Genomic DNA, 14,863 nt, shown 5'->3' with positions numbered 1-14,863 from the left:
CGGTGATATCCGGGGATGCGCGCCTTACCTCCTCGTGAACGCGACCGCGGCGACGATGATTGCTCCCTTGATGACGAGTTGCAGCGACGAGCTGACGCCGAGCAGCACCAGCCCATTGTTGAGCGTGCCGATGATCAGGCTGCCGAGCAGCGTGCCGAGTACGAAGCCGCGGCCGCCGAACAGGCTGCAGCCGCCGAGGATGACCGAGGCGATGACATCGAGCTCCATGCCTTGCACGACGTCGGGCCGCGCCGCATGCGAACGCGCCGACAGGATCAGCGATGCCAGCCCGGCGAGCGTCCCCGTCAGCACGAAGGCCAGCGTCGTTACCTGCTTGATATGGACGCCGGAATAGAGCGCTGCTGTCGGATTGCCGCCGGCGGCGTAAACACGCCGCCCGTAGACGCTGTAGTGCAGCAACAATATGCCGGCGATGGTGACGCCGAGCGTCCACAGGATCGGCGCCGGGATGCCCAGCACCGAGCCCTCGCCGAAGATCGCGAAATAGTATTCGTTGGTGATGATGACCGGCTTGGTGTTGGTGACCATCAGCGCCAGGCCGCGCGCGCCGCTCAACGTGCCGAGCGTCACCAGGAAGGACGGGATTTCGAGGCGGGTGGTCAAGACGCCGTTGAGCAGCCCGATCAGCGCTCCTGTGCCCAGCCCCGCCACCGCGCCGACGACCCAGTTGTTGGCGACGAAAGCCATGGCCAGCGACGCGCTCATGCCCGAAAGCGCCAGCGTCGAGGCGACGGACAGGTCGATCTGCCGCGAGATGATGACGAATGTCATGCCCACCGCAATGATCGACACCAGCGTCGTCTGCCGGCCGATGTTGAGGAAATTGTCGATCGACAGGAACCAGGGCGACGCCAGGCTGAAGACGATCAGCATGATGGCGAAGGCGACATAGAGCATGTAGGGGCGCTCGCCCTGCAGCAGATGCCGCAGCGCCGAGCGACCTCCCGGCGGATTGACGGCAGCTTTTGCCGGGCTTTGGGTTTCGGTCATGCCGCGTGCTCTTCCGATGGCTGCGAAAGTTGAATGAGGTGATGGAGGTCCTCGGCGCTGCCGAATTCCGACCGCCCAATCGTCCTGGTGATGCCGCCATCGACGACGATCGAGATGCGGTCGCAGAGCTGCAGCAGTTCGGACAGATCCGAGGACACCAGCAGCACCCCGCTGCCTGCCGTCGCCGCGGCACGAATGACGCCGTAGATCTCCTCGCGCGCGCCGACATCGACACCGACGGTCGGCTCGTCGAGCAGCAGCACGCGCGGCCGCGGCTCGTTCCATTTGCCGAACACCACCTTTTGCTGGTTGCCGCCGGACAGGTTCTTTACGAGCGTCGACGCGCCTGGCGCCTTGACGGAAAGCCGGCGCATCGCGGCATTGGCGTGCTCGCCCGCTGGACCGCGCTGCAGCCAGCCGAGGCGCGAGAAATACGGCAAGCGCGGCAAGGTCAAATTGCGCTCGATCGAATGTTCGAGCACCAGGCCTTGGAGGTGCCGGTCCTCCGGCACCAGCGCGATGCCCAGTTGTATTGCCGCCGCCGGATCGGTGTCTTTCAACGAGACACTGTCGAGGCTGGCTTCGCCCGACTGGATGGGCCGCAGCCCGAAGATGGTCTGCAGGATTTCGGTGCGGCCGCTGCCGATCAGGCCGGCGAGGCCGTGGATCTCGCCAATGCGCAATTCGAGATTGACGCGATCGAGCCTGTCATTGCTGACATCAGTCAGTTCGAGCACAGGTTTTTGGGAGGAGCCGGCGGAAGCCGATGACGGCACGCTCTGCGCGGTTGCCGCGCCCGTCTTCAGAACCGCGTGATCTGGCCCGACGATCGCGCCGACCAATTGCCGCATATTGGTTTGCGCCGTGACGAATGTTCCGGCGTTCTGCCCGTCGCGGAACACGGTCACCCGGTTCGAGATTCGGAACACTTCGTTGAGGCGATGCGTGACATAGATCACCCCGACGCCACGTGCTGCGACCGCCCGTATCGCCTCGAACAGGATCTTTTCCTCGTCGTCGGTCAGCGCCGAGGTCGGCTCGTCCAAAATGAGCAGGCGGACGTCGCCCATCAGCGCCTTGGCGATCTCGGTCATCTGGCGATAGGCGAAGGGCAGCGACCCGACCATGGCGCGGGCATCGAGCGGGATGTTCTGTGATTTGAGGAACGCCTCGGCCTGCGCCACCATCTGGCTCTTCCTGAGGAAGCCAAGCCGCGTCTTCGGCTCTCGCCCCAGAAGCAGATTGTCGGCAACCGAGAGCGACTCGACCAGGCTCAGATCCTGGTAGACGACCGCCACGCCGGCATCGCGCGACTGGGCGGGCGAAGAAAACGAGACCGGCTTGCCGTCGATTTCGATCGAGCCGCCATCATGCACATGCACGCCGCTCAGGATCTTGATCAGCGTCGACTTGCCGGCGCCGTTTTCGCCAAGCAAAGCGTGCACTTCACCGGACAGGATTTCGAGGCTGACGCCGCGCAACGCATTGACGCCGCCGAACCGCTTCCTGACGCCTTCGACGCGCAGCAAGGGGACTTCGGATAGTGGCGCAATCGAACCCGGTTCGACCATGACGCCCGCACTTCCTCCCTTTGACGCGTCCCCTACCCCGGATCGTCGAGAGTCTCTTTTGAGACTTCCCTTACTTTTTTTGTGACTTTTCCATCAGCTTGGGCAAATGTCAAACGGAGTCAGGCCGACGGCCGACAATGCTGCACAAGGAATCTCAAGGGCTGGACAGCTGGTGGCAGTTCATCGTTCGTTTCGGGAGGCTGAAGCCTCCCCAACTTCGTCATCCACGGGCGAAGCAGGAGCGAAGCTCCGTCGCGGAGACCCGAGGATCCATGCCGGGACCTTTGCCATAGAGTGCAGCGGTGCAGAATTCTGCACCGTTGCGGCGCTCGGAGGTCGCGGCATGGATCCCTTGGGCTGCAGAGCAGCTCCAGGGGTCTGCGCCGCGTCGCTTCGCTCCTTGCTCCGCCCGTGGATGACGAAGTGATGAGCGGTCGCGCCAAGCCAACAGGAATCAAAACGAATCCGGCCCAACCTCGCCGTTTTCGGTGATCACCGCGTCAAAGCCGTCCATGACCGAGAAAAAGGCGCGCTTGAGCTTGCCGATCTTGCTTGAGTCGATGACCAGATAGTTTTCGCGCGCCAGGCTCATCACCTTCTGTTTCACCACCGCCTCGTGAAAATGCTCGCAGGTAGCGCCGCGCTTGGCATCGACGCCGGCGGCCGACAGGAAGGCGGCGTTGATGCCGACGCTGTTCAAGATGTCGAAATCATGCGTGCCCGAGAAAGACGCCGACGCGGGATGATAGACGCCGCCCAGCATGATGATCGTCACATTGGCCTTGCGGCTCAGGCGCTCCGCCACATTCATGGCGTAACATATTGCCGTTATTCGATAATTGTCGGGAATGAGATCGATCAGGTGGATCAGCGTCGTGCCGCAATCGATGAAGATCGTCTCGTCGGGCCGTATCTTGCGCACCGCATGCGCGCAGGCCTCGCGCTTCGCCGCCGCATGGCTGTCGGCCGCGGTCGCCAGCTCGTAGGGAATATCGGCCTCGATCTCGGCCGCCGCCAATATGTGCCCGCCGAGATAGGCGATCTGCCCCTGGTTGGTGGCGATGTCGCGCCGCACCGTCATCTCGGAGACGCCGAGCAGCGTTGCCGCCTCGCTGAGATGGATAACCCGCCGCTGCGACAGCAGATCGATCAGCCGGGCCGTCCTTTGCGCTTTGCGAGCTGTCATGCGTGGGCCTGTGCATCCCTTGAAATGTGAGGATTTTAACAACCGCTCTCATTCAGATGCAAGGCCGATGTGCGGGTTCGCCCTACCATGGCTAACGGACGCGCCTGTTTACGAGGTTTTTGCTTGGCACCGGTCGCGGAGGCGTCAGGCCTTGGCGGCCGCCCCAAACCGCAGCCCGTCCATCAGCAGCTTGACCAGCCGCCGCGAGCGGTCGCGCCATTCCGGAGTGTCGGGCGCCGAATAGATGCCCGACAGCGCGTGCAGCACGTCGGAGGCGTCGACATCGCCGCGAATGGTGCCGTCGGCCACCGCCGCCTCGACCAATTGCCGCAACGCCTGCGACACCCGGCCCGACGTGTCCGAGAACAGCGTCGAATTGGTGGAGATCAGGATGCGCAGGCTGGTCGCCAGGCCGCGCTTGGTGGCGATGTAGTCGACGAAACGCCGCATCCACTCTTCCAGGGCGACATCCGACGCATGCTTTGCCGCAAGCTCGCCGGCGGCGGCACACAGCGCCTCCACCTCGCGGCGATAGACCACTTCGACCAGATGCTCGCGCGTCGGGAAATGCCGGTAGAGCGTGCCGATACCGACCCCGGCGCGGCGCGCGATCTCTTCCAGCGAGGCATCGATGCCGCGCTCGGCAAACACAGAAGCCGCCACCTCGACCAGCCGGTCGCGATTGCGTTGTGCATCGGCGCGCAGCGGTTTTTCCTCTGCGGCCTTGTTTTCTGTGATGACGGCTTCGGCCAATTTTTTCTCCACGGACGAAATATGGGACTTGAACCCGGCCAGGCCAAGCCCCAACTAATAAACGGAGGCACCTCCGTTTTAAGTGGAGTGCTTCCATCATATAGGCAGGGAACCCCGTATGTCACGCACTGAGAGCTTGCAAGCCAGCGACAGCGTGGTCTCCCCCCTCGAGGGGGAGATGTCGCCGAAGGCGACAGAAGGGGTCGGTTCGACTGGGAGCGACTTCTTGCGACGGTTGCGGGTTAGCGCTCTATGTGAGGCGACCCCCTCTGGCCTGCCGGCCATCTCCCCCTCAAGGGGGGAGATTACGCTCCTCGCGCCCTTGCCCTCCCCCGCCTCGACACCAATTCATTCCCATCCGCGTCAAGCAACTGGAGCCAGACGCCCATGACAAAAATCCCCGTCCATCTCGATATCAACGGCCAGCATCACGAGCTGCAACTCGAACCGCGTGTCACACTGCTCGACGCCTTGCGCGAGCGGCTCGGCCTGACCGGCACCAAGAAAGGCTGCGACCACGGCCAGTGCGGCGCCTGCACCGTGCATGTTGATGGCGAGCGCGTGCTGGCCTGCCTGACGCTGGCAGCCCAGGCCGAGGGCCGCACCATCACCACCATAGAGGGGCTTGCACGGGGGGGCGAACTGCATCCCGTGCAGGCTGCCTTCCTCGAACAGGACGCCTTCCAGTGCGGCTATTGCACGCCGGGCCAGATCATGTCGGCGGTCGCCTGCATCCGCGAGGGCCATGCCGGCTCGGATGAGGAAATCCGTGAATACATGGCCGGCAATCTCTGCCGCTGCGGCGCCTATCCGCACATTGTCGCCGCTGTCCGCCAGGCAGCCCTGGAGGTCGCATCATGAGGGATTTTTCCTATTTTCGCGCCGGCTCGGTCGATGCGGCACGCCAGGCGGCCGCCCTGCCCGGAGCCATGCTGCTGGCCGGCGGCACGACACTGATCGACCTCGCCAAATGCGGCGTTGCAGAACCCGACAGCCTGGTCGACATCACCCATCTCAAGGGGCTGGACCGGATCGACGTGACCGAGCGCGGCGCCACCATCGGCGCGCTCGCCAAGATGGGCCACGTCGCCGACCATGCCGACATCAAGAGCCGCTTCCCCGCAATCTCCGAAGCGCTGTGGCAAGCGGCGTCGGCGCAGATCCGCAACATGGCGACCATCGGCGGCAATCTGATGCAGCGCACGCGCTGCCCCTATTTCCGCGATCCCGCGAACTTTTCCGCCTGCAACAAGCGGGAACCCGGCTCTGGCTGTTCGGCGATCGGCGGCGTCACCAGGGGACATGCGGTGCTCGGCACCAGCGAGGCCTGCATCGCCATGTATCCCGGCGACCTCGCCACCGCTTTGGTCGCCTTCGACGCCACAGTCCATCTCGGCGAGCGCCAACTTTTGGTCGATGACTTTTTCCTGCTGCCCGGCACCACGCCCGACAGGGAACACGCCATCGAGCCGGGCGAGATGATCACCGCCATCGACATCCCCTCATCCGCCGCCGCCCGCCGCTCGACCTATCTGAAGATACGCGACCGGCAATCCTATGAATTCGCCGCCGCGAGTGCCGCCGTCGGGCTCGAACTGGAAGCCGATGGCCGCACCATCCGCGACCTGCGCGTCGCGCTCGGCGGCGTTGCCACCAAACCGTGGCGGGCCCGTGCCGTGGAAGACGCGCTGAAAGGCAAGGTGCTGGAGCCGGAAACCGTTCGTGCCGCCAGCCTGCTCGCCGTCGAAGGCGCCGTCGACCATGGCGCCAACCACTACAAGATCGAGCTCGCACCGCGCGTTATCGCCCGCGCCATCCTCAAATTGGGAGAGACGGCATGACCGTTCACAACATCAGACATGGCGATGCGTCAGACGGCGCGCTGGCGGAAGCCGTCGGCGGCCGGCTGTCGCGCGTCGACGGCCCGGCCAAGATCACCGGTGCGGCCAAATACGCTGTCGAGCAGCAGCTCGAAGGCCTCGCCTACGCCGTGCTGGTCGAAAGCACGATTGCATCAGGCAAGGTGCGCGCGATCGACACCGCGCAGGCCGAGGCAGCGCCCGGCGTGCTCAAGGTGCTGACCCCGGACACCATCATCAGCCTGAGGACCGCGGCGGACTGGTTCGGCACGCCGCCGCCCGACAAGCCCTACTGCCCGCTGGCGCGCGACATCACCTTCTCGGGCCAGCACGTCGCCGCCGTCGTGGCGGAGACCTTCGAGCAGGCTGTCGCTGCAGCCGCGCTCGTCAAGATCAGCTATGACGAGACCCCGGCGATCGTCGACCTCAGCGACTGCAAGGCCGGCGACGGCATTCCGATCGACGCCATGACCAAGGAATGGGGCGATGCGCCGGCCGCCTTCGCCGCCGCGCCGGTGCGGATCTGCGCCGCCTACAACACGCCGCGCGAATACCAGGCGCCGATGGAGCCGCACGGCCTGATCGCCCGCTGGGAAGGCGATCATCTCACCGTCTGGGAGCCGAGCCAGTGGCTCGACGGCATGGCCCGTACCTATGCCGAATGGTTCGAAGTGCCGTTTGAGAATGTGAGGCTGGTCTCGCCCTATATTGGCGGCGGCTTCGGCTCCAAGGCGCTGGCGCTCAGCCATGGCGCGGTGGCCGCAAGTGCGGCCAAGATGCTGGGCCGGCCGGTGAAGCTGGTGATGACGCGGCCACAGACCTTTACCGGCTATGGCGGCCGCGCCGCGACCAGGCAGACGGTGACGATCGGCGCCGACCATGATGGCGTCATCCAGTCGATCGTACATCGCGGCGTCAATGAAACATCCATCGACGGCATGTGGGTCGAGCCGCTCGGCTCGGTCACCTCGATCATGTACGCGACGCCGAATTTCTCCTCGAAGCAGAATGTCGTGCGGGTGAACTCGGTGGTGCCGGGCGCCATGCGCGCGCCGGGCGAAAACCCCTCGGCCTTCGGCATCGAAAGCGCCATCGACGAACTCGCCTATGAGGTCGGCATCGACCCGCTGGAGATTCGGCTGCGGAACTACGCCGAGCAGGATCCGCACGCCAAAAAAGCCTGGTCGACCAGACAGTTGCGCGAGGCTTTTGCCACAGGCGCCGAACGTTTCGGCTGGGCCGGGCGCTCGCCAAAACCGCGCTCGATGCGCGACGGCAACCAGCTGATCGGCTGGGGTGTCGCCGCCGGCACCTATCCGGTGCGGCGTGCCTATGGCGAGGCGATCGTGCGCATCCTGGCCGACGGCTCGGTCGAGGTCGAAAGCTCCTCGATCGACATGGGCCAGGGCACCTACACCATCCTGGCGCAGACCGCCGCCGAAACGGTCGGCGTGCCGGCCGACGACGTGGTGGTGAAGCTGGGCGACTCCCGCTTTCCCCGCGCCGGCGTCACCGGCGGCTCGCGGCTGGCCGGCGTGATGACAGGTGCCGTCTACAAGGCGGCGACCTCGGCGCTCGACCAACTGATAGGCTTGGCGATCAGCGATCCGCGCTCGCCCTTCCACGCGCTGCAGGCCAACACGCTGGTTGTCGCCAACGGCCGTATCGGCTCGCCGCGCGGCGATGGCCCCGATGTCTCGATCGCCGAACTGCTCAAGAGCGTCGGCCGCGACCAGATCGAAGCCACCGGCGACACCATGCCGGCCAATTCGACCGCCGAGGACCGCTACAAGAACTACACCACCATCGCCATGTCGGTGCCGCACACCGAAGGCGACTATTCCCGCCACTCCTGGTGCGCGCATTTCATCGAGGTGCGCGTCGATGAGGATTTCGGCACGGTGCGTGTGTCGCGCGTCGTGTCGGCGCTGGATTCCGGCCGGCTCTACAACCCGAAACTCGCCGAAAGCCAGTGGAAGGGCGGCATCATCATGGGCATCGGCCAGGCGCTGCTGGAAGAAGGCATCATGGACCGCCGCCACGGCCGCATCGTCAACAACAACCTCGCCGACTACCTCGTGCCGACCAATGCCGACATTCCCGACATCGAGGTGATCTCGGTCGGCATTCCCGACCTGCACTCCTCGGTGCTCGGCGGCAAGGGTGTCGGGGAATTGGCCATTGTCGGCGTGGCACCCGCGATCGCCAATGCGGTGTTCCATGCGACAGGCAAGCGCGTGCGGGATTTGCCGATCACGCTGGAGAAGCTGATCTAGAGGCAGCGTGGCTGATCTCCCTCGGGGAGATGTCGCCGAAGGCGACAGAGGGGTCGTCGCGTTCAGAGCGCCGACCCCGTCCGCGGCAGCAGGCCGAGCCCCCCGGCCCCTGGCCTGCCCGCCATCTCCCGAGGGAGATTCGCAGCTCCAGCCTTAGAACTTGTAGCTGAGCCCGACGCGAACATCGTGCGTCTGCAGATCGACGCTCGTCACCGTGCCAGTTCCTTCTGCCAGCGAGAGCTCCTTGCTACCGAAATCGGAGTAGCGATATTCAGCCCGCGCGATCCATCTGTCGGTGAAGGCGTGCTCGATGCCCGCTCCAACCGTCCAGCCGGTATGGGTTTCATCGTGGATCAAGATGTCGCCGCTGGGAGTGCCGCTGATTATAGTCGCTTCATACTTGGCCGCGGCCACGCCGGCGGTGATGAAAGGCAACGTCCGATCGAAAGCATAGCCAGCCCGCAGCCGCGCCGAACCCGACCACTTGATTTCGCTCTTGGCCAAAGCGCTGCCGCCGAAGTTCGTCAGTCCATCGACATTGTTGTACGCGATGTCGGCCTCGGCGCCGAGCACGAAGCGGTTCGCCATTTCCTGATTGAAGCCGATATGGATGCCGCCAATAAATCCACTCGGATCGAGGGGGCTGTTAAGGTCCGTGGCCCCACCGATGCCGCCGCCGGCGATGAAGAGATTGGACTTTCCGGCCACGTAACCGACGTCGACGCCGGCATAGAGGCCGGACCAGTCGTAGCCGGAAACGGGCGAAACCTCATTAATATCAGCCGCGCATGCCATGCCGATCGGCGCGAGGATGAAGGCCGTAGCGAGAAGGATCGTTTTCATTGTTTGTCTGCCGCCCCAAGGGTTGTGGTCCCCGCCGCGAAAATGCTCCGCGGCAATCGAGCACCCGGTGTTGCATTGTCAGCCGGTTACGTCTTGGGCTGGGCCGCACTGGAATTGTCTGGGATAGCGGGGCGGCGCTTTCCCGGTTGGTGTGGCGATTCAGCCGCAGTCGATTTGGCGTTCGACAGGACTGGCGCCGGTGTGTCTACCTGGCGCCGCTCGGCGTCGAGCCGAAGCGGCGGCGGAAGCAGCGATTGAAATAGGACACGTCGGAGAAGCCGCTGAGCAGCGCGATCTCGCTGATGCGCATCCGGTCGTTGCGCCTGTCGGAAAGCATCCGGTGCGCCCTCTGCAGGCGCAATTCGAGAATGCGCTCGGCAAAGCTCACTCCGGTTTCCTGCAGGAGGTCATGGACATAGCGCACGGAGAGCCGCAATTGCGAGGCAACGCTCTGCGCCGAAATGCCGGGATCGGCGAAATTGTCCCGCATTTTTTGCAGGATGGCCTGCAGCCTTGCCGCGCGCAGCCCGCGCAGGCCCGCGAGTTCCGCAGCCTCGCCCTTGGCGCCTGTCGCCAGGCCGATCAGGTCGACGATGGTTTCGGTGGCATGGCCGACAAGATCGGGCGAGACCAGGGCGGGGCCGGCTTCCAGGAAGCTGCAATAGCGCTTGAGCATGTCGAGCGCCTCATTGTCGGCACCGATGGTCAGCGCCAACCGGTCCTCGACATGCGTGAAGGCATTCTCCAGCACGATGCGCGGGAGCACCACATTGGCCCAGACATTGTTGTCGCCACCCGTCATCTGCAATGCCTCCGAAGCCGAGACCAGCGCAGCCTCGCCCTTGCCCACACGATAGTCGCGGCCGATCTGGGTGCCGCTGAGCACCGTATCGCCATTGTTGACCAGCAGCAGATAGCCATCACGGCCGTCGGCGGCGATGTTGCTCGCCTTGCGGCTGGCATGCCTGATGGTCCCGGCCATCTGCCCGAGCACCAGCGGCCCGACGGCCGTGGCCTCGATCGCGGCTTGAAACGACAGCTTCTCGGAAATCGTATATTCGACCGACCAGATTTCGGCGACGTGGATGTCCTGCCAGAGCGCGAACCGTGCGTGGTGGTCCAGATGCGGCGGCAGGTCGACCGATGAGAAGACATTCTTTTGCAAGGAACAACCAGACCTTTTTCACGCGCGTATATTCACTTTGTTGTGCACCGTATTGGAGCAGATGACGATCTGTCCAGAGCCGGAAATACTTCTGCCATGGGCGACAATTTAAGTGCCGTTTCAGACAAGAATTCGCCTGGACTTCGCCGATCTGGACGGCGGAATTCCATAAATACTCGGGAATATCCGTAGAATCGGCGCGCTCGATGGTGCCAAACCGCCACAGTGGGCGGAAAAGGCGCGGCACTTCCCTCCAGTCCAATTCCAGTGCGGCCCTGCCCAAGACAATCCCTGGCGCCGATGACATGTCAGCACAGGGCGAAACGACTGCCACATCAGGGGATTGAATGCCGCAGCACAGATTTGGAAGCCGCAAGGCGAAGGCGTTGAAATATCTGGCGCTGACGTCGACCGCGCTGGTCTGTCTTGGCCAGCCAATCACTGCCTCGGCCGACGAGATATGGACCGGCGCTGCTTCCACGGATTGGTTCACCGCCGGAAACTGGAAAAACAGCGCTGTTCCCACGTCGGGTGACGACGTTTTGCTCAATCCGACGTTCCCGAATCCGACCGTGATAAGCGGCGCAAATGCCGCCGCGCACTATCTGTTTCTTGGCACCATTGCGAGCTACACAGGCTCGCTGACGATCAAAAGCGGCGGCACGCTCGCCAGCACTGCCGGCTATGTAGGCTACATTGCGAACGCGAGCGGCGTCGTGACCGTCACGGGAGCAGGCTCGGCCTGGAACAACAGTTCGGACCTCTTCCTTGCGTCAAGTACGAACAGCACCGGCACCTTGACGATCGCGAACGGCGGCGCTGTCAGCGACACCGTGGGTCATGTCGGCTACGGCGGCACCGGCACGGCGACCGTCGACGGGAGCGGCTCAACCTGGACCAACAGCGGCGACCTTTACATCGCCGAACATGGCACGGGCACGCTTGTTGTCACCAAGGGCGGCGCGGTCAGCAATGCCACGGGCACCATCGGTTGGCATGTAGGTTCCAACGGCATGGTGACGGTCGACGGTGCGGGCTCGAACTGGACAAACAGTTCCAATCTGCTCGTCGGCGATCAAGGCATGGGAACGTTGACGGTCTCGAACGGCGGCGCCGTCAGCAACGCCTCGGCCCATATCGGCCACTTGGCGGGCTCGACCGGCATGGTGTTCGTCGATGGCGCCGGCTCGACCTGGACCAGCAGCGGATCGCTGTCTGTCGGCGATTTGGGCAACGGCACACTGTCGATCAGCCATGGCGGCAAGGTCAGCAATGGCGGGGGAGTTGTTGGCGCAATCGCAGGCTCGACCGGCATGGTATTCGTCGACGGTGCCGGCTCGACCTGGACCAACAGTTCCAACCTGGCCGTTGGCGATTTCGGCGCCGGCACATTGGCGATCACCAATGGCGGCAAGGTCAGCAACGCCACGGCCTATATCGGCAATTCGATTGGCTCGACCGGCATGGTGTCGGTCGCCAATGCCGGCTCGACCTGGACCAGCCAGGACATGTATGTCGGCGGCCTCAGCACGGGCACGCTATCGATCTCGAACGGCGGCACCGTCAGCAGCGGTTCGGCCACCATCGGCTATGGTGCCGCCTCGACCGGCACGGTGTTCGTCGATAGTGCCGGCTCGACCTGGACAAACAGTTCCGACCTGTTTGTCGGCGCGCAGGGCACTGGTGCGCTGACGATCTCGAACGGCGGCAAGGTCAGCAATCAGAGCGGCATTGTGGGCTACATGGCGGGCTCCACGGGCATGGCGACCGTCGACGGTATCGGCTCGGTTTGGACCAGCAATTCTTCCCTCACTGTCGGCGCAGACGGCACTGGAACGCTGGCGATCTCAAACGGCGGTAAGGTCACCAGCACTGCTGGCTATCTGAGCTTTGATGCCGGTTCCGTGGGCACGGCGACAGTCAGCGGCACGGGATCGACCTGGACCAACAGCAGCCTCCTTTTTGTCGGCCAGCGTGGTGCGGGCTCATTGATCGTCTCGAATGGCGGCAAGGTCGCCAACACGGATGGCTTTGTGGGCGGCAGTGCCGGATCCATCGGCACGGCTAGCATCAGCGGCACCAACTCGACGTGGGCCAATAGCGGGAATCTCAATGTCGGTGGTTTTGGCCCAGGCACGCTGACGATTGCGAATGGCGGCACTGTGTCGGTCGGCGGTGTGGTCAACATCGCCGGCGTGGCGGGCTCCATCGGCACGCTGAACATCGGTGCGGCGAGCGGATCGCCGGCGACGGCCGCCGGCGCGCTCAATGCGGCGAGTATCCAGCTCGGACCGGGCGCGGGTACGATCAACTTCAACCACACCGACACGAACTACATTTTCGCGTCCGCGATGAGCGGCGCCGGCACGATCAACCAGGTCGCCGGCACGACGAACCTGACCGCCGATTCGAGCGGCTTCACCGGCGCCACCCATGTAAGCGGCGGACGGCTGGCCGTGAACGGTTCGCTGGCCGGCTCGCTGGTGACGATCTCGGGCGGCACGCTGGGCGGCAACGGCACGGTGGGCGGCATCGTCGCACAGTCCGGCGGCATCATCGCACCGGGCAATTCGATCGGCACCCTCAATGTCGCGGGCGACATCGACCAGGCAGCGGGCTCGGTCCACCAGGTCGAGCTCACCACGACCGGCCAGTCCGACCTCATCCAGGCGACGGGCACGGCGACGATCGCCGCCGGTGCTGTCCTCGACGTGGTCAAGACGGACGCAGCGCCTTATGTGCTGGGCACGCATTACACGGTGCTGCAAGCCGATACCGGTGTCGTCGGCACCTACACGCTCAGCGGGGCCGGCCCGTTCGTCGGCCTTGTCGCCAATTACGATGCGACGCATGTCTATCTCGATGTGGTGCAGGCAAAGTCCTTCGCCGCGGTCGGCCTGACACCCAACCAGATCGCCACCGGCGGCGGCACTGAGAGCCTGGGCAGCGGCAATCCGCTCTTTGACGCCATTATGGACCTGCCTAGCGAAGCGGTTGCGCAAGCCGCCTTCGATCAGCTGTCAGGTGAGATTCATGCCTCGGCCAAGGGCATGCTGGTCGAGGACAGCCGCTTCATCCGCGACGCCGCCAGCAACCGCATCGCTGCTGCCTTCGGCGATGGCAGCGGGGCGGCCCTGGCGGTCATGGCCTATGGCGAAGGTGGCCCTGAAATGGTCGCCGCCGACACCGATCGCTTCGCCGTCTGGGGCCAGGCGTTTGGTTCCTGGGGCAATACCGATAGCGACGGCAACGCCGCTGCCTTCGACCGCTCGACCGGCGGCCTGCTGGCCGGCGCCGACGCGTTGGTAGGCGGCTGGCGCGTCGGTCTGCTCGGAGGTTACAGCCATTCCTCTTTCGATGCCGACGACCGTCATTCCTCCGGCGACGCCGACAACTACCATCTCGGCCTTTATGGCGGCACCAACTGGGGCGCCATCGCCTTCCGCACCGGGGCGGCCTACAGCTGGAGCAGCATCTCCACCAAGCGCGCCGTCGCCTTCAACGGCTTTGCCGATCAGCTGTCGGCCGACTACGATGCCGGCACCGCGCAGATGTTCGGCGAGCTCGCCTACAAGGCCGATGCCGGGCAATTCAAATTCGAGCCTTTCGCCAATCTCACCTATGTCAGCGTGCACAGCGACGGCTTCACCGAGACAGGCGAGGATGCAGCGCTGACCAGCGCCGGCACAAGCACCAACGCCACCTTCACAACGCTCGGCCTGCGCGGTTCGACGGGCTTCATGCTTGGCGGCATCGACGCCACCGCGCGCGGCCTGCTCGGCTGGCGCCACGCCTTTGGCGATGTCACGCCGACCTCGACCTTTGCCTTCGCCGGCGGCGGCGCCTTCAGCATCGCCGGCGTGCCTATCGCCAGGGACGCAGCGGTGATCGAAGCGGGCATCGACATGAAAATATCGGCCAACGCGACGCTCGGCCTGTCCTATTCCGGCCAGTTCGGCGGCGGCGTGGTCGACAACGGCGCCAAGGCAAACCTCAGCGTGAAGTTCTGACGACAGCAGGCCGCCGGCTCACCGCCAAATCGACGTCGCCGTGCCTGCCTTTGACCGCGGAGCCCCCCATCACCATATGATCACTGCCAGATGACGATTGTCCTCCAAGAGGCGCAGTCATGATCGTTTCCATGGATTGCCGGCCAACGGTCCCCCGACGGGCCCCGATTGACGCCCTTTGCGACACTT

10 protein-coding genes are annotated in these 14,863 nt (G+C 64.5%); 4 read left to right on the top strand and 6 right to left on the bottom strand.

Annotation, left to right across the window (positions count from 1 at the left end; all coding sequences use genetic code 11):
- Positions 1–24 precede the first annotated feature (24 nt).
- From AC0V7N_RS17785 to AC0V7N_RS17770, 4 genes are all read right to left on the bottom strand, one after another.
- The gene (locus tag AC0V7N_RS17785; protein WP_475459843.1) at positions 25–1,011 is read right to left on the bottom strand and encodes an ABC transporter permease; all 987 of its coding nucleotides are present in this window, start codon (positions 1,009–1,011) and stop codon (positions 25–27) included.
- Positions 1,008–2,582: a sugar ABC transporter ATP-binding protein gene (locus AC0V7N_RS17780; protein ID WP_475459841.1), complete on the bottom strand. Its 1,575-nt coding sequence runs from the start codon at positions 2,580–2,582 to the stop codon at positions 1,008–1,010. The genes AC0V7N_RS17785 and AC0V7N_RS17780 overlap by 4 nt, the downstream gene beginning before the upstream one ends.
- A gap of 454 nt (positions 2,583–3,036) precedes the next feature.
- Positions 3,037–3,768 (bottom strand): DeoR family transcriptional regulator, encoded by a 732-nt coding sequence (locus AC0V7N_RS17775; protein WP_496627993.1) that lies wholly within the window; start codon positions 3,766–3,768, stop codon positions 3,037–3,039.
- A gap of 144 nt (positions 3,769–3,912) precedes the next feature.
- A complete protein-coding gene (locus AC0V7N_RS17770) occupies positions 3,913–4,533 on the bottom strand; it encodes a TetR/AcrR family transcriptional regulator (RefSeq protein ID WP_475459838.1) in 621 nt (206 codons plus the stop codon).
- A 375-nt stretch (positions 4,534–4,908) separates the two neighbouring features.
- On the opposite strand from AC0V7N_RS17770, the gene AC0V7N_RS17765 reads away from it, so the two are divergent.
- The 3 genes from AC0V7N_RS17765 to AC0V7N_RS17755 are packed head-to-tail and all read left to right on the top strand — an operon-like array spanning position 4,909 to position 8,656.
- Complete coding sequence (locus tag AC0V7N_RS17765; protein ID WP_475459836.1) at positions 4,909–5,382, top strand: (2Fe-2S)-binding protein; 474 nt, start codon at positions 4,909–4,911, stop codon at positions 5,380–5,382.
- On the top strand, positions 5,379–6,362 hold the full coding sequence (locus AC0V7N_RS17760) for an FAD binding domain-containing protein (protein WP_475459834.1): 984 nt from the start codon (positions 5,379–5,381) through the stop codon (positions 6,360–6,362). Before AC0V7N_RS17765 ends, AC0V7N_RS17760 begins: the two co-directional genes overlap by 4 nt.
- Positions 6,359–8,656: a xanthine dehydrogenase family protein molybdopterin-binding subunit gene (locus AC0V7N_RS17755; RefSeq protein ID WP_475459831.1), complete on the top strand. Its 2,298-nt coding sequence runs from the start codon at positions 6,359–6,361 to the stop codon at positions 8,654–8,656. Before AC0V7N_RS17760 ends, AC0V7N_RS17755 begins: the two co-directional genes overlap by 4 nt.
- Positions 8,657–8,809: 153 nt before the next feature.
- On the opposite strand, the gene AC0V7N_RS17750 is transcribed toward AC0V7N_RS17755, so the two are convergent.
- Both AC0V7N_RS17750 and AC0V7N_RS17745 read right to left on the bottom strand, forming a co-directional pair.
- Positions 8,810–9,451, bottom strand: a complete 642-nt coding sequence (locus AC0V7N_RS17750) for an outer membrane protein (protein WP_475459829.1) — start codon at positions 9,449–9,451, stop codon at positions 8,810–8,812.
- Positions 9,452–9,704: 253 nt separating this feature from the next.
- Entirely contained in the window at positions 9,705–10,664 is a 960-nt protein-coding gene (locus tag AC0V7N_RS17745; RefSeq protein WP_475459828.1) for an AraC family transcriptional regulator, read from the bottom strand.
- Between the two features lie 347 nt (positions 10,665–11,011).
- On the opposite strand from AC0V7N_RS17745, the gene AC0V7N_RS17740 reads away from it, so the two are divergent.
- A complete protein-coding gene (locus tag AC0V7N_RS17740) occupies positions 11,012–14,674 on the top strand; it encodes an autotransporter outer membrane beta-barrel domain-containing protein (RefSeq protein WP_496627992.1) in 3,663 nt (1,220 codons plus the stop codon).
- Positions 14,675–14,863 lie beyond the last annotated feature (189 nt).

The sequence above is a fragment of the Mesorhizobium kamtschaticum genome (genome assembly GCF_056174585.1).
This window is presented reverse-complemented; position numbering and strand designations above follow the sequence as displayed.

Bases quoted from the DNA above. Each gene is read 5' to 3' on its own strand.
- AC0V7N_RS17755 (WP_475459831.1), top strand. From the start codon at position 6,359: ATGACCGTTCACAACATCAGACATGGCGATGCGTCAGACGGCGCGCTG.
- AC0V7N_RS17780 (WP_475459841.1), bottom strand. From the start codon at position 2,582: ATGGTCGAACCGGGTTCGATTGCGCCACTATCCGAAGTCCCCTTGCTG.
- AC0V7N_RS17750 (WP_475459829.1), bottom strand. From the start codon at position 9,451: ATGGCATGCGCGGCTGATATTAATGAGGTTTCGCCCGTTTCCGGCTAC.
- AC0V7N_RS17760 (WP_475459834.1), top strand. From the start codon at position 5,379: ATGAGGGATTTTTCCTATTTTCGCGCCGGCTCGGTCGATGCGGCACGC.
- AC0V7N_RS17765 (WP_475459836.1), top strand. From the start codon at position 4,909: ATGACAAAAATCCCCGTCCATCTCGATATCAACGGCCAGCATCACGAG.
- AC0V7N_RS17785 (WP_475459843.1), bottom strand. From the start codon at position 1,011: ATGACCGAAACCCAAAGCCCGGCAAAAGCTGCCGTCAATCCGCCGGGA.
- AC0V7N_RS17775 (WP_496627993.1), bottom strand. From the start codon at position 3,768: ATGACAGCTCGCAAAGCGCAAAGGACGGCCCGGCTGATCGATCTGCTG.
- AC0V7N_RS17740 (WP_496627992.1), top strand. From the start codon at position 11,012: ATGCCGCAGCACAGATTTGGAAGCCGCAAGGCGAAGGCGTTGAAATAT.